Genomic DNA, 25,269 nt, shown 5'->3' with positions numbered 1-25,269 from the left:
AAATAGAATACTTAGGAAGCCTCAACTGTCCCTGTTAAACTGATGGAATCTGAATTATGGTTAGGTTTGAGATAGCAGAAAAGTTGCCAAGACCATCCCCTGTTAAGATACCAGCATTATTGGTTAAATTATTGGCCACTCTTAAGTCTAGGTTACTATCGCTATTGAAGTCTCCTACCGTTACACTGTAGGCAGATAAATTAGCACTGAGGGCGATATCTGTTTTTGGACTAAACCCACCACTGCCGTTGTTGAGGAAGACAGACAGGGTATTCGATTTGTTGTTATTAACGACTAAATCAAAATCCCCGTCCTTGTCAAAATCGCCAACAGCAACGGAGTTGGGGCTTGTACCTGTCAGATAATCCGTCTTTGTCCCGAAGGTACCATCACCTGCTCCCTGGAAGATAGAAACTGTATTGGCACTATAATTGGTTACGGCTAAATCTGATTTACCGTCTCCGTTAAAGTCCCCCACGGCCATGGCCGATGGTTTAGAACCTGCGGTTAAAGAGGTAGGAGAGGAGAAGCCACCCACTCCATTGCCTAAAAAAACGGAAACGGTATTATTGCCATAATTAGCTACGGCCATATCTTTGTTACTATCTTCGTTAAAGTCTCCAGTCACCACAAACACAGGATTAGTACCAGTGGTAACGGTGGTGATTGTTGGTGAGGCTGTACCATTGCTGAGAAATACTGAGACATTATTCGTTGTCTTATTTGGTAAAATTAGGTCCAGACCTGCATGACCATTCAAGTTGGTTACTGCCCCTCCTCCTGGTTTTTTATTAGTGGGAAAGGTGACACGAGAAAGATAACCCCCCGCACCGTTATTGATAGCCACATAGAAAGCATTGAGGGAGTTTGTATAACCAATGTCAGAGAGATTATCGTTATTAAAGTCGGCAATGATGGTGGTGCGTACAGAGTTCACTGCTAAAATATCCGTAGATAAAGAAGGTGCTGTTTGAGTTACGGCTTTAACCGTCACGGCAATGGAGTCACTATCTTGTTTAGCACCACCTGAGCCTGTATTGCCATTATCATTGACTGTCAGGTTAATTGTATCTGAGCCGCTAAAGGTACTATTACTTTGATAGATGAGGTTCTTTAAAGCGGCATTGACATTATTGAGGGTACCGCTAAAGGTTAGGTTACTGCTACCACTACCCCCTGCCAAGATGGTCAAACCTGCGGTACTGGCTAGGGTGATGGTTCCTGATGTGGCGGAAAGGGTGACAGTTTGGTTGCCACTACCTGCATCTGGATCTGCGATGCTTATACCACCGAGGATCAGGGGGGTATTTTGGTTGACAGTTTTTGCAGTTGGCACGGTTAATACAGGGGCTTGGTTTAAATCAGGGGTTACTTCGTCTAGGTTATTTATGCCTAAAGTAACAGCTTTTTCTGAGGCATTATTAGCCCCATCGGTGGCAATAACCGTAAAACTATAGCTTGATTTAGTTTCAAAATCAGGATTAGCTATCAGGCTGACTTGTCCTGATGTGCTGTTAATAATTAAGGCAGCAAAGTCTCTTTCGTTTTTCAGGCTATAGGTTACAACACCATCAGTAAAATCTACTAAGTCGGTAGCAACGATGATGTAAATAATCTGATTAGCCCCACTATTTTCATTAATGGTGGTGGCTGTAACCCCAGAGGTGATTGTTGGAGCTACTTCATCGAGGTTATTTATGCCTAAAGTAACAGCCTTTTCTGAAGCATTATTAGCCGCATCGGTGGCAATAACGGTAAAGCTATAGCTTGATTTAGTTTCAAAATCAGGATTAGCTATTAGGCTGACTTGTCCTGATATGCTGTTAATAGTGAAGGCGGCAAAGTCTCCTTCGTTTTTCAGGCTATAGGTAGTTGCACCTGTTGCAATATCGCCTGTATCAATAGAGGCTACAGAATAAACTATCTGACTTGCTCCACTATTTTCATTGATTGCTTTGACGGTTGAGCCAGAAGTAATTGTCGGGGCTACTTCATCTAAGTTATTGATAGTAACAGTGAAGGTTTTTTCAGTGGATAAATTGCCTTGATCCGTCGTTTTTACCCGAATGCTGTAACTACTTTTCGTTTCAAAATCTGGGGAAGCATTAATTCGCAGTTGGTTACCCACAATCTCGAAGTTGGCGTTGTCGGTGTCTCCCTCACCCGATACTAAACTATAGCTAAAACTGTCGTTTACGTCTGGGTCGATGGCTGTGAAAAGACCAATTGCGGTTCCAGGCACTACGTTTTCAATAACGGTATTGTTGCTAAGGCTAATGTCAGTCGGCTCTCCAGTTGGAGGACTATTCTGGACTAGGGTAAGCGTCAGGGTACTGTCACTGAAGGCTCCAAACTCGTCGGTAACTCGATAGTTAGCGATCGCACCAACGGTTTGACCAAAAGAAAATGAGAAGTGAGTTGCATCCAAGCTGTAACTCCCGTCAGCGTTGAGAGTCAGACCGTCCAAAGGAGCGATCAGGCTGTAGGTTAAAATTGCTCCATCATCAACATCACTATCGTTAGTAGCAACTGATCCTTCAATAATAGTATTAGTCAAACCACTATTGGTATCTGCTACGGCGACGGGCGCATCATTTACCCCAGTAAAGGTGACGGTGAGAGGCGCTGTACCCGTTTTGTAAAAGTCATCTTGAACGGTATAAGACCCCACGATGGTCTTAGTTGCCCCTTGAGCGAGATGTTGGTAAGCCGCATTACCTGTGTCAGCAAGTACAACATCTGAGGGATCCCCCTCATAATAGAGAATACTTTGCCTTAGAGTCTGTAGTCCCGGAATTCCATCGACACGGACAAGAGCATTCTGGGCGAACCAGCTGCTAGGGTTCGAGGAGACAATTTCATCCTCAACCCCTGGTAAAAGAAGCCCCAAAGCAAAATCAATCGTAGATTGAAGTTCCGGATAGAAAAAGCCCGCGTCTTCTGTGAAGGACAATGATTTAGGCGTGGCTACAGGAGGTGCGTTTTGCTCCAGGCTCAAAGTCACATAGTTATAGTATCCATAGTATCCATACCTCGAACGAGGATGGTTTACTGTGTTGTCAATATGCAGTACCCAGTAAGCGTAGGATTCGGTGATTGGTTTATCTTGCTCCAACGCAAATTTAAGGTCTGGATTGCTGAGATTTACGAAACCTGCATGAGAACCATCCACGTTCATGTACAGACTAGTTAAGTAGTTTGTAACGGTCGCGCTGCTCTGCCCGTATGGGAAATTTGGATCGAGGATGCTGCCGAATCGCTCTAACAAGCCTAGAATATCCCGTATTCCACTCTGACCGCTACCAATACCCGAATTATTACTCGCGCTGATACCAGCTACGCCAATCATGCTGGGAGTGGCTGCTAAGACTTTGGTAAAATTAATGCTCTGGATATCATTAACTAATATGTTCGGAGTCCAGAACCTAAGCTCCGCAAAGCTTCTAGCTGAGCCGATAATATTTCCGTTGGTATCATAGCCCCAATAGACCTTAATTAGATCGCTAACTCCAGCCTTATTGCTATATGATGGATCGCCACCGTCAAAGACAGGGAAGAGTTGGTTTGTTACTTCTACCGTACGAGTTTGCTGGCTGGGAGGATTTTGCCCATCACTGACATCGTAGGTAAGGGTTATTAATCCAGCAAAGTCAACGGGAGGAATGAAGGTATAACTTCCATCACTTTTATTGATTAAAGTGCCAATACTCGCCGTTAAGTTAGATACTGATAAAGGGTCATTATCAACATTAACAACCCCTGCCAATAAAGTGCTGTTATTAACAGTAACGGCCGTATTTTTCGGAATGGAGAAGTCGTATGGTAAGACATTGAAAGTGCGAGTTTGTCCCCTGAGAGTATAAGTCCCATCACTGACACCGTAGGAGAGATTTACAACGCCAGTAAAGTCAGCTGTAGGCGTAAAAGTATAAGTCCCATCGTTGTTATTGACTAAAGTGCCATTACTCGCTGTTAAATTAACGAGGGAGATACTATCCCCATCTGGATCGCTAAATCCATCCAAAAGATCAGCGGCACTGAAAACAAGAGAGGTAGGAACAAGAGAGGTATTTTTTTTAATATCTTCTAAGGTAGCGGTGGGTGAGCCAATGGGGGCATTTCCTGAAAGGTTAATCGTGAGGGTGCTGTCGCTGAATGCTCCAAACTCATCAGTAACTCGATAATTAGCGAGCAGGGTATCACTCGAATTTCCAGACGTAATAAAGACATTTGGATTGAAAAGGTAACTCCCATCTGGGTTGAGGGTCAGACCGTCAACAGGAGCAAGCAGGCTGTAGGTCAGAATCGAGTTAACGTCAACGTCGCTATCGTTAGTAGCTACCGAACCCTCAATCGGCAGGTTATAAGAGCTAAGAGCTATATCGGCTAACGCTACAGGCACGTCATTAACGGATGTTACAGTTAGCACGAAAACGTCGCTTATACTAGCATTGTTATTGGTGGCAGTAACTTTGATGGAAATAGCACCAGAAAAGTTCAAGGGAGGCGTTCCACTAAAACTGCGACCATCAAAGCTTAACGAACCAGGTAGAGGACTACCATTCGCTAAAGTTGCCGTATAGGTTACACTGCCTCCTGCACTGTCCACAAAATCTTCAAAAGCATTATCTGGCACAGTGAAGTTAAAGGAACTATCCTCTTGAATAGATTGGTTGGCGATGGGATTGACTACTATCAAGTCAAAGATAGTACTGACACTCGCCTTACTGGTATTAAAGGCTGTGATTTTGATCTGAAGAGTGCCATTAAAGTTGAGGGAAGGCGTACCACTAAAACTGCTTCCATTCAAGGTTAAAGAACCAGGTAGAGGACTACCATCAGCTAATGTCGCTACATAGGTAAGGCTTCCTTCCCCATCCACATCATTAAAGAGACCAGTGGGCAGAATAAAGTTAAAGGGGCTATTCTCTATGATCAATTGGTCGGCAATCATCCCAACTAACGTTGGCGCTGGAAAAGTAGTCGGACCAAACAAATTATCATTATTGGCCACAACACCAGCATCGTTACTTGCGGAATTATTTACAAAGCTAACATTAGTGCCAGTTACGGTAGGGGCTGGTCTTCCCGTTTGCCCTGTCAGCTCGGCGGGAACAACAAAAATGGCACCCCCCAATCCTTGCCCACCAGAATCACCGATACCGCCAACGGTGCTGTTATTGGTAAAACTGGTGTCTTGCAGATCGAGAGACCCAGAGCGGATGAAGATTGCCCCGCCAAAACCGGCACCACCACCACCACTAGCATTAGGGGCAGGATTGCCACCACCGAAGCCACCGAAGCCAATCGACGCCGGGGTGCTGCCACCACCACCACCACCGCCGAAACCTCCGTTGCCTCCTCGGAAGAAACTGCTACCGCCACCACCGCCAAAGCCTGCGTTGTTTTCTCCGGGCGTTAGAGTACCAGTACTAGCACCGCCCAAGCCATCGATTCCAACGTTGTCAAGACCTTCGTAGCCACCGAAGCCTCCCCCTCTACCACCATAAAGTGCGCCGCCCTTCAAACCGCCATTGCCTCCAATAGCTTGGTTGTTGGTGAAGGTTATATTACCCAGTTTCACTATGCCATCGTTGATAAATAAAGCTCCCCCCATACCCGCTCCACCACCACCGCCGGACTCTTGTCCGTTGCCTCCTTGACTCCGACCGCCACTTAAGGTCAAGTTTGAGAGGTTGACAGTCCCTTGGTTAACGAAGAACAGGCGGACGTCACCCCCGTCATTATTACCGCTGTTATTGGCATCGCCGCTGAGGGTGAGTTGGTTGATGCCCGTGCCGATAATTGTCAGGCTGTCATTGATAAACAGTTGTCCGTTAGTTAGGATAATCTTGTCTGGGGTATCATCAGTGAAAACTGAGCCGCCGAAGGTAATGGTGTCTGCTCCGCTACTGGCATTAGCTGCATTAACCGCCTCCCGCAGAGTCGTTACACCATTATTAATGTCGCCATCATCTGTGTCATCGGTACTGTTGACGATGAAGGTACTAGCATCCATCTCAATGGGGGTTTCCTCTCCATTGATAACAATGGTTGCATGGTCATTTTCTGTGGAGATATTATGTAACTGAGCTTCGCTTAGGATAATCCCCCGCAGTAGGTTAGAGAATAATTCCCCTTCATCCCCTAGGGTATCGGTGACATTAAGAAGTCCGTCAACGTGATGTCCGTACTCCTCTAACAAAATTCCGATAATTAAATCTGTATTGTTACTATTTATTAATTCTTGAGATAAATAAATCTTACCTGTTTGTAGCGAATACGCCCCTAATGCACCATTAATCACCGATGAACTAACTAACTCTACGGTTGGCAAAACCCAAGATTCATTTTTCCACTGTTGCCGTAAAATATCCACTTCTGCACTAATGCCAAAGATTTCTGCCATTTGAACTGTAAAATCATCAGAATCGGCGAAATTAGCTAGGATTGGTTTTAACATTTGCGATAAATAGCGCACGGTACTATCTGTCATAATCTTTACTCTAAATTTTGTATGTACTTAACTAAAAGTTGGGTAAGATATAATGTCAATTCTCATTTTGATCCATAATCAATTATGGTACATACATTGAAATTTTAACTTTCTTTTTTCACTAAATTTTCTGAGCTAATCCACTAGATAGAGCTAACTACGTCATCGTCATCAATTTGGAAGTACAAGCCTTAGTGGTGTCAATCTTGATTAATTCTGCTCACTGGAATCGGGATTATTGTCGGAAGTTGGATCTTGTTTCAGCTAATCTGGCTAACAGCTTTGTTTTTTATAGTTATCTATCTTTAGTGGTTTCTTTTCCTCATCCTAGATTTTCATATGAATTTTTCCTGGTGCAAGATATAAGTATTATATTATTATTTTATAAATTTTATTCCAAGTTATTTTAAATGTTAATTAACTGATTAATTGATAATTCTTGAGGTTTAATATTTCTAAACCCCTAATCATAAAAAATTATAAAAGGCTTAATATTTCCATCGATAGATTCTCAAATACCATTTGGGTGAATGGCATTCACCCCCAGAAACTTTCTAATTATTCAACTAGCCAAGGTTTTGCGACATTTTCCCATGAAGCTAATTCGCCTTCTTTAAACCATAAAGCAATTTCTCTTTGGGCAGTTTCGATCGCATCTGAACCATGAATGAGGTTACGTCCAATACTAACACCAAAATCTCCTCTAATTGTACCGGGTTCAGCCGCTAAAGGATCAGTTGCACCAATAATTTTACGAGCGGAAGCCACAACACCTTCTCCTTCCCATACCATGGCAACAACAGGAGAAGAAACTATGAATTCAACTAAACCTGCGAAAAAAGGTCTTTCTTTATGTACGTCATAATGTTGCTCGGCTAATTCACGAGAAACTGCCATTAATTTTAAACCAACGAGGGTAAAACCTTTTTTTTCTAAGCGTTGGATAACTTCACCGATAAGGTTACGTTGCACACCATCAGGCTTCACCATTAAAAAAGTACGTTCCATATTTTTATATTTACAAATGTTAATTTTTAGTTCCCTAAAAAAGATTAGCTTAATGTGTGACTTTCTAAAACTAAATTTAAAAAAAATCCTTTATCTGTTCATTTTTATTATTCTTCCAGAAAAGATCTTTATTTTTATTGATTGGACTTCTTTACTTCTAAATTTTGGTCAATATGTATAGCCGCAGGAAATTGTTTTTTTGTAATATACAATGTTGTTTTGGGAGGTAATGTTATGGAAGAATTTTCGGAGGTAACTTTTTCTACTTCTTCTAATAGTGTTGCTAATTCGACTTGCTTTTCTAATAAATCAGTATAAGAGACTAAATTACTCAATCCGTTTACTAAATTTCTCAAGTTACGCCTAAATTCAGCATCTCCTGTAAATTCCTCAATTTCTGAGGTGATTTTCGCCGTATTTGCAAAGGTTACTCTTGCTGAGTCTAAAGTTTGTTGAAGAGTTACGAGATTAGTAGGATTATTTAATTCTTCGGAAATAGCTAATAAATTTTTGCTAATTTGTGTCAAATTTTGACTGCTGGTTTCCAAATTTTTTGATATTTTTTCGACATCTGTTTGATTAACTCTAGTTATTAATTGATCGGTATTTTTGACTGCTCGACTAATTTCTTGGGCGGTTTGGCTTAAATTAGCGATGGCAGTGCTAAGGTTAGATCTATTTTCACTGACAACTGTATTAACATTATTGGTTAGAGAAGTAATTTCAGAAGAAAGTCCACTATAATCATCCGCTAAACGTTTGACTTGTTCTGAGGTGACATCAGCAGTACGAGAAAAAGATTGAGCAGTCATAGCCACAGAATCAGCCGTTGTACCAATTCTCTCGGCTGCGGTAGAAACTTTATTGAAATCTTGTTTAACTTGGGTGGTTAATGTTGAAAGATTATCTGTTAATTTCGATACCTTAGTACTAGCACTATTGACACTAATAATGGCATTATTAACGTTATCAAACAATTCATCATTATTGAAACGATCCGCTAAACGACCTAATGTTTCTACTAAATCAGGACTAGCTTGAGCGTTGATACTTGATCTATTACATAAAATTAGATTTTGCGTCGAACAATCTTGACTTAAGGGATTAATCTGTTTTGCTTCTTCTGTTAGATCATTCTTGGGAATAATATTAACACTAACATCTCCTAATAATCCAGAACGTATTGTTGAAACTCGAACATCAGCCGGTATCCTTAATTGTCCATCAATTTCCGTAACAATTTCTACCCCGTTACTACTTGGACTAATTTGTGTAATTCTACCTACACCTACACCACGAAAAAAAACTCTCCCACCTTCTCTTAATCCTCCTGCATTGGCAAATAAAAGTTTTAATTGATAGTTATTATTCTGAAATCGATGACCTTTTAAAAAAAATACCATTCCTCCAAATACAATTAAACCTAATAATAAAAATAATCCGACTGACCCTTCCCTTACTAATCTCGATCGTAACATTTAAAATACCATCCCAAATTACTTTAATTGATTAGATCTTCACATGAAACTAAAATACTATTAATTTTAATTTATATCTGAGATTTTGAAATTATTTATTAATATCATTGCTCATTCCTAAGCTATCAGCTTTTAGATGTACTAAGATTTCCAGATTTATTTTTTAATCTTTAATTAATTATTCACCAATGATTTAAGGATTGGTATATCAACAATTTGTTAACATATTCTTCAATATAGTTAATTCCCGTTTATTGAGATTATGAGTCATTTGCAATATTATTTTGACACTGAAGAAAAAAAAAGTTTTGAGTTACCCGGTGCGAAACCTCATTATAATCCTGATCGTTACGGACAAGTTCAACACATTTTTCTTGATTTAGATTTAGATATTCCTCATCAAAGTTTTAGGGGTATTTGTACGATTATTTTAACTCCCGTGAGAAATAATATTACTCAATTAAGTCTCGATGCCATCGATTTAACCATCGAATCAATTTTGATTGATAATATAAGTCAAGCGTTTGAATATAACGGTGAAATTATCACAATTAATCTTTTACAGCCTACCACTGAAGAAGATTTGAAAATCGCGATCACCTATAGTAAAGAAAAACCCCAACGAGGCTTATATTTTATCGCACCTGATGAGTATTATCCTGACAAACCAAGCCAAGTTTGGACACAAGGAGAAGATGAAGATTCTCGATACTGGTTTCCTTGTTTCGATTATCCAGGGCAATTGACAACATCTGAGATTAGAGTAACAGTACCTTCAGATTATATTGCAATTTCTAACGGTGAGTTATTTAAAACAGAAGAAATAGGAGAAAATAAAATCTATCATTGGTTACAGCCTCAAGTTCACCCTACTTATTTAATGACTTTGGCAGTAGGAAAATTTGCGGAAATAGAAGATAAATATCAAGAAATTCCTGTTAATTATTATGTGGAAAAAGGAAAAGAAACTGAAGCCAAAATTAGTATGGGTAAAACCCCAAAAATGATTGAATTTTTCAGTCAAAAATATGGTTATCCTTATCCTTACACTAAATATGCTCAAGTTTGTGTCGATGATTTTATTTTCGGCGGCATGGAGAACACATCTACTACTTTGTTAACTGATCGCTGTTTATTAGACGAAAAAGCATCCCTTGACAACCGCAACACAGAAAGTTTAGTCGCCCATGAATTGGCACATCAATGGTTTGGAGATTTAGTGGTAATCAAACATTGGAGTCACGCATGGATTAAAGAGGGTGCAGCTTCCTATGCAGAAGTATTATGGACTGAACACGAATACAGTAATGATGAGGGTGCATATTATTTATTAAAAGAGGCTCGAAATTATTTACATGAAGATTCTTCTCGTTATCGTCGTCCCATTGTTACTAATATTTACAGAGAAGCTATAGAATTATACGATCGCCATTTATATGAAAAAGGTGCTTGTGTTTATCACATGATTAGAGGGATTTTAGGAGAGGAATTATTTGATAAATTTATTCATACTTTCGTTAATGATAATGCCCATAAAACTGTAGAAACTATTGATTTATTAAGAGCAATTGAAAACTCAACTGGTTATAATTTAAGCCCTCTTTTTGATCAGTATGTTTTTAGAGGAGGACATCCAGATTTTAAAATTAATTATAGTTGGGATAGTGAATCAAACTTAGCTATTATAACTATTAAGCAAACTCAAGCTAAAGAAGAAAACGGTAAATTTAAGGATTTATTTGACTTAAAAATACCTTTTGCTTTCGGTTATATAAAAGAAGGAGAAAAACCAGACTTAAAACTCATTTCTCTTAAACTTAATCAACCAGAACAAGTATTTTATTTTCCTTTAACAAAAAAGCCTGATTTTATCTCCTTTGATGTCGGTAATTATCATTTAAAAACCGTTAAATTAGAATATGGGTTTAGTGAGTTAAAAACTCAATTACAACATGATCCTAATGTCATATCTCGTATTTATGCGGCGATCGCTATTGGGAAAAAGGGTAACTTAGAAGCAGTAAAAACCTTAACAGAATCCCTCGAAAAAGAGAAATTTTGGGGGGTAAAAGTTGAAATAATTAAACAATTGGGCAAAATTAAGCTAAATCAAGCTATTGACGTATTAATAGCTCATATTAACGATAATGATGCAAAAATTAGAAGAACAATTGTAGAAGCCTTAACTCACCATAAAACTGAATCTAGCTATCAAGCTTTAAAAAATATCGTTATCAATGGTGATGAAAGTTATTATGTTGAATCCTCTGCTATTCTTGGATTAGGCAAATTAGCAACAGGCACTTTAGAGAGTAAACAATCAGAAGTCATTGAACTATTAGAAGTAATTTTAGCAGAAAAAAGCGGTTGGAATGAAATTATCAGATCATCTGCTCTTAATGGTTTAAGTCATCTCAAAACCAATGAAAAAGCTGCTGATATAATTGCTAAATACACAGAATTAGGTATTCCTCAACCTTTACGTTTAACTGCTATTCGTTGCCTAGGCGTAATCGCTCACGGTCAAAAACCTGATAAGCTAACTCTTATTCTGCAAAGATTTGAGTCCATATTGACAGATACCTTCTTTTTGACTCAAATGGCATTAATAAGTGGTTTAAGTCATATAGAAGACTCTGAAGCCATTGCTCTGTTAATAAATTTAGCAGATACCACCCCGGATGGAAGAGTTAAACGCAGAGCGGAAGAAGCGATTAACGAAGTGCGAGAAAAACTAGGTAAAGACAAAACTTCTAAAGACTTACAAAAAGCCATTGATAAATTGAAGGAGGAAAATCAGGATTTGCAAAGTCGTTTAGCAAAACTAGAAGCGATTAACCATTAATATTTATAATTGAAAATAAATTCATGACAATCACACAACTTTGGGGCGTATTGTTAATATTATTCATTAGTCCGATAATCGGTGCAATACCCCTCATTGATTGGTTTACCTATGCAGTATCAGGGAAAAACTTGCAAAAATTAGGCACGGGGAATATTTCTGTCTCAGCCGCTTTCTATCATGGAGGAAAATTAGCGGGAATTTTAGCCGTTTTATGCGAAGCAGGAAAAGGTATTGCTGTAGTCTTATTGACAAGAACATTTTTTCCCTTTGGCTCAACTTGGGAAATTGTTGCCATCATAGCATTAGTGATGGGGCGCTATTGGGGCGGAAAAGGTGCGGGGGCAACGAATGTTACTTGGGGTATAATTACTCACAATCCTATAGCTGCATTGTTAATTTTTCTCATCGGTGGTGTTAGCTTTACTCTGTGGCGAGAAAAAAAAACTGGAAGAGTCGGAATTCTTGTGTTGATGGTAGTTATTTTATCCGCTCAAAGAATTAATGAATTAGAATATATTTTGATGACAATAGCATTAGCTAGTTTATTAACAGTAATTTATCGGCGAATGCCTGACGATTTAGATTTACAAACCAGTCAAGTTAACCCAGAGTCAGCTAAAATGTTTCGCTTTTTTCGAGGAGATTTTGGTATTCTCAGTTTAAATGAATCTTTAAATCCTGCACAAGTTGGTGCTAAAGCAGCCAATTTATCTTTACTTACAAAATGGGGTTACAATGTTCCTAAAGGCTGGGTAGTTAAAGCTGGAGATGATATTGGTAAATTAAGTCAATTTTTTCAACCTTCTTTTAGTAAGCCTTTAGTAGTACGATCATCTGCTCTTGACGAGGACTCTCTTAATGCTTCTGCGGCGGGAATTTATGAAAGTTTTTTAAATATAAATGATATTCCTAGTTTACAACAGGCTATCATCAATTGTCTTTCTTCCTATGATACCTCGATTGCTATCAATTATCGTCAAAGTAGGCATAAAAAAGATCAAGGCATTGCTGTTATTATCCAAGAACAAATTAATGGTATATTTTCAGGTGTAGCTTTTAGTAGAGATCCTGTTAATCAATTACAAGACTGCGTTTGTATAGAAGCCATTGAGGGAATGGGTTTACCTTTAGTATCAGGAGAAGTTACCCCAAAACAATATAAAGTTAACTTTCCTGAAGAAACTTTAGAAGGAGAAGAAAACGAGAAAATTCCTGCTCATATTTTAATTACTATCGCTAAAATTGCTAGAGAAATTGAAAATATATCCAAAGGAGTTCCTCAAGATATAGAATGGACTTATGACGGTGAAAAAATTTGGTTATTGCAAACTCGTCCTATCACCACATTACAACCTTTATGGACGAGAAAAATTGCCGCTGAAGTTATCCCCGGAGTGATAAAATCATTAACATGGTCAATTAATCAACCTCTTACCTGCGGAGTTTGGGGTGATATTTTCGCTATTGTATTAGGCAAAAAAGCTGCTGGTTTCGATTTTAATCAAACGGCTACCTTACATTATCATCGAGCATATTTTAATGCTACCCTTTTAGGAGATATTTTTCTGTTAATGGGTTTACCCCCAGAGAGTTTAGAATTTCTTACCCGTGGCAGTAAGTTTACAAAACCGCCTTTAATAGCAACTTTCAAAAATTTATTTGGTTTATGGAGATTATTCAAAAAAGAGTTAAAATTAGAAGCTGATTTTATTTATGATCATGATCGATATTTTGCTCCTATTTTAGATGAATTAAAAGAGATTAATCCTGATATTTTATCCTCTCAAGAATTATTAAATCGAATTAAGAGTATTTTAGACACTCTAAAAAAAGCAACTTACTATAGTATTTTTTCTCCTCTTAGTTATGCTTTAAGACAAGCAATTTTAAAAGTGTCTCCCCATGATTTAGATAATAATGATATTCCAGAAATTTCTTCTTTTAATGCTTTAAAAAATATTGCTATTGACACCAAAAAATTAATTTATAATAAGGAATTTAATAATTTAGATTTTGATAACTATGCAGCTTTCTTTGCTTATTTAGCTGAATTAAATGAAGGAGAATGTGTCTTAAATCGTCTTGATAAATGGTTAGATAAATATGGTTATCTAAGTGAAGTTGCCACAGATATTTCAGTTTCTCGTTGGCAAGAAAATGCAAGAGAAATGAAAGTAATGTTTACTAAACTGGTTTTTGAAAAAGAAAATAATTCTATTGCTACTAAACAAATAAATAAAGTTACTTGGCAGATAAAAGCTGTACAAAAAAGACTCAATTTAAAAGGCAAAGTTACCGAAATTTATTCACAATTATTAGCTTATTTACGTTATAGTTTTTTAGCCTTAGAAAAACAATGGTTGCAAGAGAATATTTTAACAAAAGAAGGAGATATATTCTTTTTAACCTTAGGTGAAATTAGTAATTTTATTGAACAAGAAAATAATGAAATTAACTTAATAGAATTAATCCAACAACGTCAATATCAATGGCAAGAAAGCAAAAAAATTACCTCTATTCCTTACTTAATTTATGGTAAAGCACCTAACATTGATTTAATGTATAAATATACTCCTATTTCTTCCAATTCACGTTTTATTGGTATTGGTGCTAGTGCAGGAATTATCGAAGGTAAAATAAAAATAATATCAACTCTAACACAAGCTATTGAAATAAGCCGTGAAACTATTATTGTTGTGCCTTATACTGATTCGGGTTGGACAACAATTTTAGCTCAAGCTGGAGGAATTATTGCTGAAGTGGGGGGCAAACTTTCCCATGGTGCAATTATTGCTAGAGAATATGAAATTCCCGCAGTGATGGATATTCATCATGCCACAGGAATTTTTAAAGATGGTCAATTAGTACGATTAAATGGTAATCAAGGTACAGTGGAAATTTTATAGTTTTTATCTTTCTAAATCAACCTCATCTGAGTGACTAACTAATGATTCAGGTTAAAAAACTAAACTAGAGAAATTGGCAATTAATTGAGGGAATACTATTCAACCCTAAAAATTATTAATTGCTAATTCCTAATTTATCATTAATTATCTGACTTTGACAGGGCGATCATAATTACGTTTGGGTTTGGCACTACCACCGCCTCCAAAGGCTTGTTTACGCTCATAACTACCACTACCACGACTACCGTATTTACGTCCAGAAGAAGGCTTACCTTTACCACTAATATTTGGTTTCAAAGAAGATTCTGGGGGTATTTCCCAATCCTGTTGTAACCATGCGGGGCAATTGGCATCATATAAAATTTGTAAAGTTGCCGCAGCGATAGCACTAGGCTCATATTCACCGTGTAATTCTTTAATCAGAGGTAAGAAAGAAGCTAATCTTTCACCTGCTAGAGATTCTTTAATTTTTTCAGTGAGTTTTTCCATGCGTTTGGCTTCCACCGTCGAACGATTAGGAATTTGTTCGATTCTGATAGTTTGATTTACACGACGTTCAATTTGACGTAACAAACGGCGATCGCTAGGTTCAACTAAAGCAATGGCTTTACCTTCTTTTCCAGCTCTTCCAGTACGCCCAATACGGTGAATATAAGTCTCACTATTATCAGGTAAATCGAAGTTGAAAACGTGGGTTAAATCTGAAACATCCAAGCCACGAGCGGCAATGTCAGTAGCCACTACTACTTTTACTTTACCTTCACGCCAACGTTGAATTAAACGCTCCCGTTGTTGTTGACTTAAGTCACCATGATACTCGTCCACACTTTGACCTGCTTCTTGCAACTTAGCGGTCACTTCAGAAGCAGTACGTTTGGTTCGTACAAAAATAATTGCCGTTTGAGGATCTTCAATTTCTAAAATAGGTTGAATTGCCTTAATCTTTGACCAACCACGAGGTACCATATAAACTACTTGGTCAATACGAGAAGGAGTATCTTGGGGTTTTTCTCCCATGATACTGACAGGATCACTCATAAATTCATTAACTAATTGCTTAATCTCACGAGGCATTGTCGCTGAGAAACAAGTAGTTTGACGAGTAGCAGGAGTAGTTGATAGAATTTGTTTTACATCATCAATGAAGCCCATGCTTAACATTTCATCAGCTTCATCAAGTACTACGTATTTTAAATGATCTAATTTTAAGTGTTTGCGATGTAATAAATCGATTATACGTCCCGGAGTACCAACAACAATATGAGCACCTTTTTCTAAAAAGCGAATTTGACGCTCCATTGATTGCCCACCATAAACGGTTAGTACATAAATACGTTCTTTACCAATTAAATCTTTAAGAGACTCAGCTACTTGTTGAGCTAATTCTCTGGTGGGAGCTAAAATTAAGGCTTGAACCTCTTTAGCATGACGATCGATACGATCTAAAATAGGCAAAGAATAGGCTGCAGTTTTACCAGTACCCGTTTGGGATTGTCCCACTACATCACGTCCTAAAATCAATTCAGGAATAGCTAAAGTTTGTATTTTTGTGGGGGTAGAAAAACCTAAATTTTCTACTTGAGTAACGAGGGATTCTGATAGTCCTAAACTTGCGAAAGAAGTTGTCATCTGTATGATTAATATGAATTGTTTAACTTAAAGTGTCTCGACAGATGAAGGGGGAAAACAATCACGAGAAGCAAAACTTGTAATGGTAAGGGTTTGAGATTAATGATATACACTTGACTAAAAAAAATACATAATTCAGAAATTATGGCATTAGTCCTTACTTTCCTATTCTTACTTCTAAAGATACTCTTCCTTTGAGATAGCGATTGAGTAAACGGAATGAGTTTTTCAGTTTACTTACAAAGTTTACTAATTTATCTCAATTTCACCATAGAGATCATAGACATCGACTGAGGTAATTTGGGAGAAAATATAAATACTCTCCATTGAGCAAATTGATGCCTTTTAACAAATTGTAACAAACATTGGCAATATTTTACGTTTTTGAAAAAAAATCTTATTATATATCTCTCAAAGCAGCAAAAGCAAAGGACAAACATTAATTATAATTAGTTTTTCATCCTTTATCATATCCTAATAAACAGGTTTTTTGTTATTTTTACCTCAGTTTCGATGTAAAAATCTTTAATTAGGGTGAGATAAACAAATTTTTTGATGGAGGTAGAGCAAAGAAAAAATAATTTGATCTTTAATTCAGGTTATCTTTACCAAAAAATGGTAAAAAAAAACCGACATAGTATGTGTCGGCAAATATTTGTTGTCGTTTAATCTTGAGGAAATCTTTGCAAGGAGTTTCCAATGTTTCTCTGTAAGATTTCTTTACAATAATCGTAGCAGTAAGTACACATTTTGTAAAATCTTTTTGCGATATTTATTTCAAAGAATCAAATTAACTAATTTCTGAAGTGGTGGTTGAAGAAAGATCATTGGTTAAAGATGTGGCTGATATGGAAGTTTTATTGTTATTGTTATGAACCATTTCCCCACTGTTAGGACTAACTATACCCCCAGAAATCAAAACTTTGAAAGCATCTTCAATGGATAAAGAAAGGGTAATAACTTCTTCTGCAGGAATAACGGCATACCAACCAGAGGTAGGGTTAGGAGTTGTGGGGATAAAAATGCTTAATACTGGTTTATCAAATTGTGATTGAATCATATCACTGACTTTTCCCGTAACAAATCCTACACTCCAGACACCTTTGCGAGGATACTCTACCATAACAACTCTTCTAAATTTAGTTTCAGAATCTTGAAATAAGGTTTCTAAAATTTGTTTAAGAGTTTTATAAATTGAACCTGCAAGAGGTATTCCTTGTAAAATTTTTTCCCCTACATCTAATAACCATCTACCAACAATATTTCTCGCCATCAAACCAATTAACAATATTAAAGCCAGAGGTACGGTTAATCCCACAAAGAAATTTAATAAATTGGTAACAATGGGGTTAAGTCCATCAAAGGGATTAATTTGTTTTGGTATTTCGGTGAGAAATTTAATTGCCCAGTTAGCAATGACATAACTTAACCAAATTGTTGTTGCTAAAGGAATAACGACTAACAAACCGGCAATTAAATCATTTTTTAAATCTTGCTTTATGCGTTGCAACACAACTTCCCTATCTCTTTTATTTATTTATGAATGATTATCCCATTATCAACTAAAACTTAATCATTAACAATGTTTTGTCGTGGATTAAGTTTAAGAACATAAGTATTAAAAATAGATTTTTAAGGGTTTTTCTTCATTACCATTTGTAACCCCAACCAACCAATAAAAGTATAGGCGATCGCCAACATTAAACTGCTGATGGATGTGCGTAAACTCTGTTTTAAGGCTAAGGTTTGGGCTTTTCTTTTCTCTTTATCTTCTAATGCTTTTAACTCTGATTGTAGTTTTGTTTGTACTTCTTGTAATTTTGCATTTAGTTGTTCAGGTTTTTGAGATAAATCCAAAATTTGTTGTAATTCATCTCTTTGACTAGTTATTAATTGTAATTGTTGAGGATCAAGTTTTTGTCCTTGTATAACTCCTCCAGCCTCAATGACTTGATTTCTTTGATCAATTTCTAATTTTAATCGTTCTGGGTTTCTGGAAATAGCTTCTAATTGAGCGACAAATCCTTGAATTTGAGCTTCTTGTTGTCCTATTCTTTGAGCAATTTGGTTCATTAAATCGGCACTGACACTACTAATGTTAGTTAAATGTAAAGGTACTAATATCAAAAATATTAAACCTAAAATGCTAGAAATAATAAAAACAGGAAGACGAATCTTGGTAGCTGATTTTTCATTACTATTACTATCACTAATCCACCATCCAATCAGTAATAAAACGATGGCAATTAAAGGCACGATACCTCTATCAACTAAATTGTTGGTGATATTAATTTGCCAATTTTTATCTTGTAACTGTGGAGGGATTAAGAGAAAAAGATAGTCAATTAAAGAGGAAATTAAAAGAATGCCCCCCACTAATTTTAATGAAAGAGTAATAAAAGCAGATGTAATTCTCATAAGGTTAATTTTTACTAAATATCATCAATTGTCAATTATCAATTATCGGTGAATAATTATTTTAAATTCGCCCTTGCATCTATTACTGCTAGAAAAAAAGAGCCGATTGTTAAAGGAATACTAATGGCTAAAATGATAGTAGTATTTGCCTGACCTAGTTGGGGTACTCCTGACGTTAATTCAAATACAGAACCCACAGAAGCAATAGCCGCTATACAGGAAACAAGTAACAAGATGCTACTTTTGGGAGTCATATACATAATTAATTAATTCTTTTTTATCTTCAATTTAATTCTTTTTTATCTTAAATGTTTTTGGCATTACTAACTATCAGCTTTCAGTGGTCAGCTTTGGCAGTATAGTAAAATTGAGACTTATTTTTGAATCTTTAATCATTCGCTGATGATTTAAATGCCATCTTAACTATTAATTATTTATTATTCACCCCTACTGCTTGACTTATATTCTCAAATCCATTTTCTGTTAATTTTTCAGTTAACCCTTGCAAAATTTCTTTTACTATCCAAGGACCTTCATAAATCCAGCCGCTATAAAATTGTAATAAACTTGCTCCTGCTGTGATTTTTTCCCATGCTGATTCTGTGTCAAAAATACCACCCACCCCAATAATAGGTAGTTTACCCCTAGTTTCCTGATAAATAAACTTAATTACCTCCGTTGAGCGATGTCTTAAGGGTTGTCCGCTAATTCCCCCTCCTTCTTCCGTTATGGGTTTACCTGTTGTGGGTAAAATCTTCGTTTTTAAACCATCTTTTTTAATGGTGGTATTAGTGGCAACAATACCTGATAAATTATATTGCTGAGATAATCTTAAAATTGACTTTATCTCATCCCATTCTAAGTCTGGGGCAATTTTAATCAAAATCGGTTTTTCCCCCTGATTCTCTCTTTGTAAACCTTCTAAAATTAACTCTAATTGTTCTCCTCCTTGCAGTGATCGTAGTCCGGGAGTATTGGGAGAACTGACATTTATGACAAAATAATCCGCATAGGCACGTAAGAAGCGAAAACTGCCTACATAATCATCACTAGCTTGATTTAATTCGGTAATTTTTGATTTACATAAGTTAATTCCGATAGGAATAGTGCGAGAATGTCTTTGCCATGTTTTTTGTAATCTTTCTGCGATCGCCTCAGCACCATCATTATTAGCACCCATACGATTAAGAATAGCTTTATCTGCGGGTAAACGAAACATTCTAGGAGAAGGATTGCCCATTTGAGAATGAAGAGTAACTGCACCTAATTCAGCAAAACTAAAGCCAAAACTCGACCAAATTCCAGCCCCTTGAGCATTTTTATCGAATCCGGGTGCTAAACCTAAAGGATGAGAAAAATTCAAATCCCATAGAGATTGAGATAAAGAAGGATGACTATAACAGAAAGATTTTTCCATTTCTTGAATAATCCATTTACCTAAAGCATTATTTGTCTGATAACTTAATTTTTGTAGTAAATTCAGACTTTGTATATGAGCAAATTCGGGGTTGCTTTGTAAGGATGCAAAAAAAACAGGGTATAAAGGTTTAAGAAGATTTAACATTTATTAAGAGTGATGACGAATTTAACTATATTCGAGTAGTTTTAATAGCATTTTTTAGGGAAATAATCTTAAAAACGAAACTAAAATAATTTGTATTTTTCTAAAGAATTAATTAACAAGATAATTTGTTTTTAAATATATTTAAAATAGTTTTTTGTTGATCCCTAGTGTGTCCATTAATACATTATTAACTTTGTAAATTAAGAGTTTATCTAACTTAATCAAAATTTAACTAATTATTTAGATCTGTTAAGCAATAGTTAAAACAATATAAAAGAAAAAAGCCTCAAAAAAACCTTATCGCTTTAGGTATAAAACATTTTCAGGCTAAAAAGCCTTGATCCCAGATAGTTAATAATAGAAAAAGATAAAAAACTGTTAAATCAATTTCATAGTAAGAAAATGAAACCTGAAAATTATTGTAATTTTGCCTGTCGTCATTGTCAATTTTATAACCCAGAAGGAAGACGAGGGGGAATGTGTTCACAATTAGGAGTTTTAGTAAAAGCAGAATGGAAATCTTGTCATTTAGCAAGTCCTGCTTTTGATGTCGAATGGCAAACCCTTCCAGAAATTGCCATATTAGAAAAATCTTTTTCTTTAGGATGTGCTACTCCTCAAGTTAATTTAGAGGTGGAATCTATACCTAGTCATGAAATAAAAGTATCTTCAGACGTTACTATTTCTAAATCTATTTAGGTGTTAGTAAAAATTAATTTTATTAGTATAAATTACTAGGATGAAAGTTTGATTATATTTTAGTGGTTAACAACAGTATTTTTTATTCATTCATTTTCTTAACTCCACTAAACAACATCAACAATCCCCCTAGTAAAATCATCAAAGCAAGAATACCCAGAATCGAATCTAACTTATCTGTTTCCATATTTCCTCTTTTAAAAATTAATTATTTATTCTTATGGTAGCCAAGGATATTGGCGAAAATTTGGCGATCGCTTTTCTAAAAATGCCTGTTTTCCTTCTGTACCTTCTTCCGTGAGATAATATAGTAAAGTAGCATTCCCAGCTAACTCTTGTATTCCTGCTTGACCATCACAATCAGCATTGAAAGCAGATTTTAAACAACGAATAGCCGTAGGACTTTTTTCGAGGATTTCCTGTGCCCATTTTATTCCTTCTGCTTCTAACTCTTCTAGGGGTACAACAATATTAACTAACCCCATTTCTAAAGCTTCTTGAGCATTATATTGACGACATAAAAACCAGATTTCACGGGCTTTTTTTTGTCCTACTACCCGAGCTAAATAACTAGCTCCAAAACCACCATCAAAACTTCCTACTTTTGGTCCAGTTTGTCCGAAAATAGCATTATCTGCGGCAATACTCAAATCACAGATTAAATGCAATACATGACCACCACCGATAGCATATCCTGCCACTAAAGCAATGACAACTTTAGGAATAGTGCGAATTAGTCTTTGTAGGTCTAAAACATTTAAACGAGGTACGCCATCATTACCCACATATCCTGCTTTACCTCTGACACTTTGATCACCACCAGAACAAAAAGCGTATTTACCGTCACTGTGAGGTCCTGCACCTGTAAGTAAAATCACTCCAATATGTTGATCTTCTCTAGCATCGCAAAAAGCTGAGTAAAGTTCAAATACAGTTTGAGGACGAAAAGCATTACGTTTATGAGGTCTATTAATAACTATTTTTGCTATACCATCATATTTAAAATACAATATATCTTCGTATGTTCCAACGGTTTCCCAACTGACATTCATGGATAGTTTCATAAATTTTGGTAATCGTTGATTATTATACTCAGTTCTTGCTATTTTTTAAAATGATAAACTTTCAGAAAAATTTACAGGAGAATCTTTCAATATGGGAAAGGTTGATAGTTTCAAGGTGGTGGTTTTTTGGCTATTCGTGGTTAGCTTTAGGAGTATCGTAAAATCTACAGATTTATTTTTAAATCTTTAATTATTTCTCAATGATTTAAAGATTTCAATGATAATATTTTGCAGATAAATGTAGTTAACTTTACTTAATGTATTTGGCAAAAAAGTTAGAGTATAAATTAATCTCAGGTTGTTAAATGATAATAAAAGAGTCTCAAAAAGTTGGTAAAGTTTACTTAGTGGGTGCAGGTCCTGGAGATCCGGGATTAATGACAATTAAGGGCAAAACTCTCCTTGAATTGGCAGAAGTGGTTATCTACGATGCTTTAGTAAGTGCAGAAATTTTAGAGATGATTAGCCCTGATGCTGAAAAAATTAACGCTGGTAAACGTAGAGGCAATCACTCATTGTTACAATCAGATACCACACAATTATTGATTGCAAAAGCAAAAGAACACTCTATCGTTGTACGTTTGAAAGGAGGAGATCCTTTCGTTTTTGGACGGGGTGGGGAAGAAATGTCAGATTTAATAGCCGAAGGAATTGCAGTGGAAGTTGTACCCGGAATTACTGCTGGTATTGCTGCTCCTGCCTATGCAAATATTCCTGTTACCCATCGAGGTTATAGTTCTTCGGTTACTTTTGTAACTGGTCATGAGTCAGCAGGAAAATATCGCCCTGAAGTTAACTGGAAGGCGATCGCCCTTGGTTCAGAAACTATTGTTATTTATATGGGGATTCATAATTTAAGCTATATTATCCCCGAATTGATTAAGGCTGGTTTAGATGAAAAAACAGAAATCGCCCTGATTCGATGGGGTACAAGACCAGAACAAGAAGAATTATATGGTACTTTAGAGGATATTCTTGATCAAGTAGAAAAAACTGGTTTTACTGCTCCTGCCATCGCTATTATTGGGAAAGTAGTTGGTTTTCGCCAAAGTTTAACAATCATTAAAAATCTTTAGCGAAGAAGTTTTATTGTTATTGTCAAAGAGAATTAATCATAACTAATCTCCTAAAAATCTACTCATTAATCTTTATAGCCATAAAAATGAGTAGATTTAATGTTAATTAAATAACTGTTGTTAATTTTTCTAATGCTTAATTATCTTACAGAATAGTAAAGTTCAGCTCCAATACCACCATACTGTTTTAATTTTTCTGCACCTTCCCCATAAACAAATTCTATTTGTGCACCCGATAAAATAACTTCAACAATAAGAGAGTCAAATTCTTCGGTATCCATAGGATAAGGAAGTACTAAAGTTTTTACTCTAGCTTCGCTTAAAGCTTTTTCTACTCCTTGTTTTTCGATTACCGCAGTACCATTTTTGTTGAAATGATAAATTAAGTTTTCTACCACCATCACATCATAATCTTGCTCATAAGCATAGGCAATGGGGCGAACAATGTCGGCAACTTCGTTGTCAGGAAGTTTGAAGTCCATTGGTTCAATGGCGACTACTAAATCTCTGACAGCAGGATTAAGAGCATTTTTAATTTTTGCTGCTTGTTGTAAATTACCGCCAAAAACAATGCGAGAATCTTCTAAATGGTCAAGGAAATATTCGTTAATTTCTGCGGACATTTCTCTGATGAAACGTAGTTCAAATTCTCTATCACGGCGATCGCTAGCGAGAGTTTGAGATTTACGTCCGAATCGACGAGATAATTCGTGTTCTGTTTCTATTTTGACCTCATTGGTAGATCTAGTTAAAAATACTTCTACTATTCTCCCTTGATCACCGGAAAAGAGGATAGCAGAATATTCTTTATACTGATCAAGAGCAAATAAAAGATGTTTGATTTGTGGCAATCCGTAATAGATAGCAGTTTTCATGGTTACGGGTAAATCAACCCCGATGATGTCTTTAAAATCGGTAAAAACTACGACGGATCTTCCCGTTGGTTTTTGAGTTTCTAAATAATCCATTACCATACGTTCAGTATCAGACCAAATTTTCTGATTATCCCAACGCTTCATTTCTTCAGGATCTAATTGGGACTCAATTCTTTTTAATTCGTTTTTTAATTCAATCTGCCACGCTGGTTGTTCTTTTCTATTATCAGGGTTAGTAGAATCAATATCTACATAAACACTTAAAATAGGATTATTTTGATAATCGTGAGTACTAACAAATTCTCTAAAAGTTTCTAATATTTGGTTTATGCCTGTTTTCATGCTTTTTTTATATATTTACTGAATACTTTAAGTAGTAACTCTATTATTGATCACTATTGTCAATTTTTCTTAATCTATTATCTATAATTAATCGTTTTTTCTGTTAATTTTTATGATTGACAATGATCGTTAGCAGTTGACAGCAGACAGTGGACAGTTAACAATGAGCTTTAAGTAATAAGCGAGAAATTTTAAGACACCTAATTTATAATTAAAATATAATATGAAAATATACTTAATCCGTCACGGTATTGCTGAATCTAGGAATATAGAACAAAATGATCCTGAAAGAATTTTGACGGGTAGAGGAATTACCAAAACCCAAAAAGTCGCCCAAAAATTATCTAATTTAGAGGTTAAGTTTGATGTAATTATTAGTAGTCCTTATACCAGAGCCAAGGAAACTGCAATTATTTTACAACAAGCAAAATTAACTTCTGAAATTATTGAACATTCAGCCTTAGAACCTGAAGGAAATATATTAGAGTGGATTAGTTGGCTACAAAATTTTAATTGTAATCAAAATAGTAGTATTGCTTTAGTCGGACATCAACCAAATCTTGGTAATTGGACAGAATTATTAGTTTGGGGACAAATTCATGGAAAATTAATCCTCAAAAAAGCTGGTATTATTGGTTTAGACTTATTGGATTTATCCAATCCTATCGGTACAAGTGAGTTATTTTTGTTAGCAGGTCCAAAATGGATTACTAATTAAAATTTTATCGAAAAAAACACACAGAAGTACTTAGACTTTTACTTTATTGCGTCAGTTCAAGGTTTAGTATCTTATATGACTTTTGTTGGATACGCAATGAATTAATTTCACTATTATTTAAAATTTTATGATAGAGGTATAGATAAAG

Annotated in this window: 15 protein-coding genes; 5 read left to right on the top strand and 10 right to left on the bottom strand. The window is 36.0% G+C overall.

What is annotated here, in order from left to right; all coding sequences use genetic code 11:
- Positions 1-34 precede the first annotated feature (34 nt).
- The 3 genes from GM3708_RS15985 to GM3708_RS15975 all read right to left on the bottom strand — a co-directional run bounded on the left by GM3708_RS15985 (position 35) and on the right by GM3708_RS15975 (position 8,907).
- Positions 35-6,496 carry a tandem-95 repeat protein gene (locus GM3708_RS15985; RefSeq protein WP_066349002.1) on the bottom strand — a complete coding sequence of 2,154 codons (6,462 nt, stop codon included), beginning with the start codon at positions 6,494-6,496 and terminating at the stop codon, positions 35-37.
- A gap of 558 nt (positions 6,497-7,054) precedes the next feature.
- On the bottom strand, positions 7,055-7,504 hold the full coding sequence (gene ndk / locus GM3708_RS15980) for a nucleoside-diphosphate kinase (protein ID WP_066349000.1): 450 nt from the start codon (positions 7,502-7,504) through the stop codon (positions 7,055-7,057).
- A 134-nt stretch (positions 7,505-7,638) separates the two neighbouring features.
- Positions 7,639-8,907, bottom strand: a complete 1,269-nt coding sequence (locus GM3708_RS15975; RefSeq protein ID WP_231932983.1) for an MlaD family protein — start codon at positions 8,905-8,907, stop codon at positions 7,639-7,641.
- A gap of 337 nt (positions 8,908-9,244) precedes the next feature.
- On the opposite strand from GM3708_RS15975, the gene GM3708_RS15970 reads away from it, so the two are divergent.
- Both GM3708_RS15970 and GM3708_RS15965 read left to right on the top strand, forming a co-directional pair.
- Complete coding sequence (locus GM3708_RS15970) at positions 9,245-11,827, top strand: M1 family metallopeptidase (RefSeq protein ID WP_066348999.1); 2,583 nt, start codon at positions 9,245-9,247, stop codon at positions 11,825-11,827.
- Positions 11,828-11,856: 29 nt separating this feature from the next.
- Complete coding sequence (locus GM3708_RS15965; RefSeq protein WP_197671725.1) at positions 11,857-14,736, top strand: glycerol-3-phosphate acyltransferase; 2,880 nt, start codon at positions 11,857-11,859, stop codon at positions 14,734-14,736.
- A 144-nt stretch (positions 14,737-14,880) separates the two neighbouring features.
- On the opposite strand, the gene GM3708_RS15960 is transcribed toward GM3708_RS15965, so the two are convergent.
- The 5 genes from GM3708_RS15960 to GM3708_RS15940 form a co-directional block, all read right to left on the bottom strand.
- Positions 14,881-16,365, bottom strand: a complete 1,485-nt coding sequence (locus GM3708_RS15960) for a DEAD/DEAH box helicase (RefSeq protein ID WP_066348995.1) — start codon at positions 16,363-16,365, stop codon at positions 14,881-14,883.
- Between the two features lie 790 nt (positions 16,366-17,155).
- Positions 17,156-17,878 carry a DUF502 domain-containing protein gene (locus GM3708_RS15955; protein WP_066348993.1) on the bottom strand — a complete coding sequence of 241 codons (723 nt, stop codon included), beginning with the start codon at positions 17,876-17,878 and terminating at the stop codon, positions 17,156-17,158.
- A 119-nt stretch (positions 17,879-17,997) separates the two neighbouring features.
- Positions 17,998-18,783: an HpsJ family protein gene (locus GM3708_RS15950; RefSeq protein ID WP_066348992.1), complete on the bottom strand. Its 786-nt coding sequence runs from the start codon at positions 18,781-18,783 to the stop codon at positions 17,998-18,000.
- Positions 18,784-18,839: 56 nt separating this feature from the next.
- Positions 18,840-19,037 carry a hypothetical protein gene (locus tag GM3708_RS15945; RefSeq protein ID WP_066348990.1) on the bottom strand — a complete coding sequence of 66 codons (198 nt, stop codon included), beginning with the start codon at positions 19,035-19,037 and terminating at the stop codon, positions 18,840-18,842.
- A 176-nt stretch (positions 19,038-19,213) separates the two neighbouring features.
- A complete protein-coding gene (locus GM3708_RS15940; protein WP_066348989.1) occupies positions 19,214-20,347 on the bottom strand; it encodes a quinone-dependent dihydroorotate dehydrogenase in 1,134 nt (377 codons plus the stop codon).
- A gap of 402 nt (positions 20,348-20,749) precedes the next feature.
- Here GM3708_RS15940 and GM3708_RS15935 point away from each other — a divergent pair, with 402 nt between their 5' ends.
- Complete coding sequence (locus GM3708_RS15935; RefSeq protein ID WP_066348988.1) at positions 20,750-21,046, top strand: hypothetical protein; 297 nt, start codon at positions 20,750-20,752, stop codon at positions 21,044-21,046.
- A 218-nt stretch (positions 21,047-21,264) separates the two neighbouring features.
- Here GM3708_RS15935 and menB read toward each other — a convergent pair whose 3' ends face one another.
- A complete protein-coding gene (gene menB / locus GM3708_RS15930; RefSeq protein ID WP_066348986.1) occupies positions 21,265-22,098 on the bottom strand; it encodes a 1,4-dihydroxy-2-naphthoyl-CoA synthase in 834 nt (277 codons plus the stop codon).
- Positions 22,099-22,415: 317 nt separating this feature from the next.
- Between menB and cobA the strand changes: the two genes are divergently transcribed.
- Positions 22,416-23,186: a uroporphyrinogen-III C-methyltransferase gene (gene cobA / locus GM3708_RS15925; protein ID WP_066348984.1), complete on the top strand. Its 771-nt coding sequence runs from the start codon at positions 22,416-22,418 to the stop codon at positions 23,184-23,186.
- 140 nt (positions 23,187-23,326) lie between these two features.
- Here cobA and GM3708_RS15920 read toward each other — a convergent pair whose 3' ends face one another.
- Positions 23,327-24,403: a hypothetical protein gene (locus tag GM3708_RS15920; RefSeq protein ID WP_066348983.1), complete on the bottom strand. Its 1,077-nt coding sequence runs from the start codon at positions 24,401-24,403 to the stop codon at positions 23,327-23,329.
- Between the two features lie 223 nt (positions 24,404-24,626).
- Here GM3708_RS15920 and sixA point away from each other — a divergent pair, with 223 nt between their 5' ends.
- A complete protein-coding gene (sixA, locus tag GM3708_RS15915) occupies positions 24,627-25,121 on the top strand; it encodes a phosphohistidine phosphatase SixA (protein ID WP_066348982.1) in 495 nt (164 codons plus the stop codon).
- Positions 25,122-25,269: the final 148 nt, after the last annotated feature.

The organism is Geminocystis sp. NIES-3708, assembly GCF_001548095.1.
Classification (GTDB): domain Bacteria; phylum Cyanobacteriota; class Cyanobacteriia; order Cyanobacteriales; family Cyanobacteriaceae; genus Geminocystis.
This window is presented reverse-complemented; position numbering and strand designations above follow the sequence as displayed.

What these genes read in the sequence shown, in the direction of transcription:
- menB (WP_066348986.1), bottom strand. Translation starts at nt 22,098, where the DNA reads ATGAATGTCAGTTGGGAAACCGTTGGAACATACGAAGATATATTGTAT.
- GM3708_RS15950 (WP_066348992.1), bottom strand. Translation starts at nt 18,783, where the DNA reads ATGAGAATTACATCTGCTTTTATTACTCTTTCATTAAAATTAGTGGGG.
- GM3708_RS15970 (WP_066348999.1), top strand. Translation starts at nt 9,245, where the DNA reads ATGAGTCATTTGCAATATTATTTTGACACTGAAGAAAAAAAAAGTTTT.
- GM3708_RS15920 (WP_066348983.1), bottom strand. Translation starts at nt 24,403, where the DNA reads ATGAAAACAGGCATAAACCAAATATTAGAAACTTTTAGAGAATTTGTT.
- GM3708_RS15985 (WP_066349002.1), bottom strand. Translation starts at nt 6,496, where the DNA reads ATGACAGATAGTACCGTGCGCTATTTATCGCAAATGTTAAAACCAATC.
- GM3708_RS15960 (WP_066348995.1), bottom strand. Translation starts at nt 16,365, where the DNA reads ATGACAACTTCTTTCGCAAGTTTAGGACTATCAGAATCCCTCGTTACT.
- GM3708_RS15975 (WP_231932983.1), bottom strand. Translation starts at nt 8,907, where the DNA reads ATGGTATTTTTTTTAAAAGGTCATCGATTTCAGAATAATAACTATCAA.
- GM3708_RS15940 (WP_066348989.1), bottom strand. Translation starts at nt 20,347, where the DNA reads ATGTTAAATCTTCTTAAACCTTTATACCCTGTTTTTTTTGCATCCTTA.
- sixA (WP_066348982.1), top strand. Translation starts at nt 24,627, where the DNA reads ATGAAAATATACTTAATCCGTCACGGTATTGCTGAATCTAGGAATATA.
- GM3708_RS15935 (WP_066348988.1), top strand. Translation starts at nt 20,750, where the DNA reads ATGAAACCTGAAAATTATTGTAATTTTGCCTGTCGTCATTGTCAATTT.
- GM3708_RS15945 (WP_066348990.1), bottom strand. Translation starts at nt 19,037, where the DNA reads ATGACTCCCAAAAGTAGCATCTTGTTACTTGTTTCCTGTATAGCGGCT.
- ndk (WP_066349000.1), bottom strand. Translation starts at nt 7,504, where the DNA reads ATGGAACGTACTTTTTTAATGGTGAAGCCTGATGGTGTGCAACGTAAC.
- cobA (WP_066348984.1), top strand. Translation starts at nt 22,416, where the DNA reads ATGATAATAAAAGAGTCTCAAAAAGTTGGTAAAGTTTACTTAGTGGGT.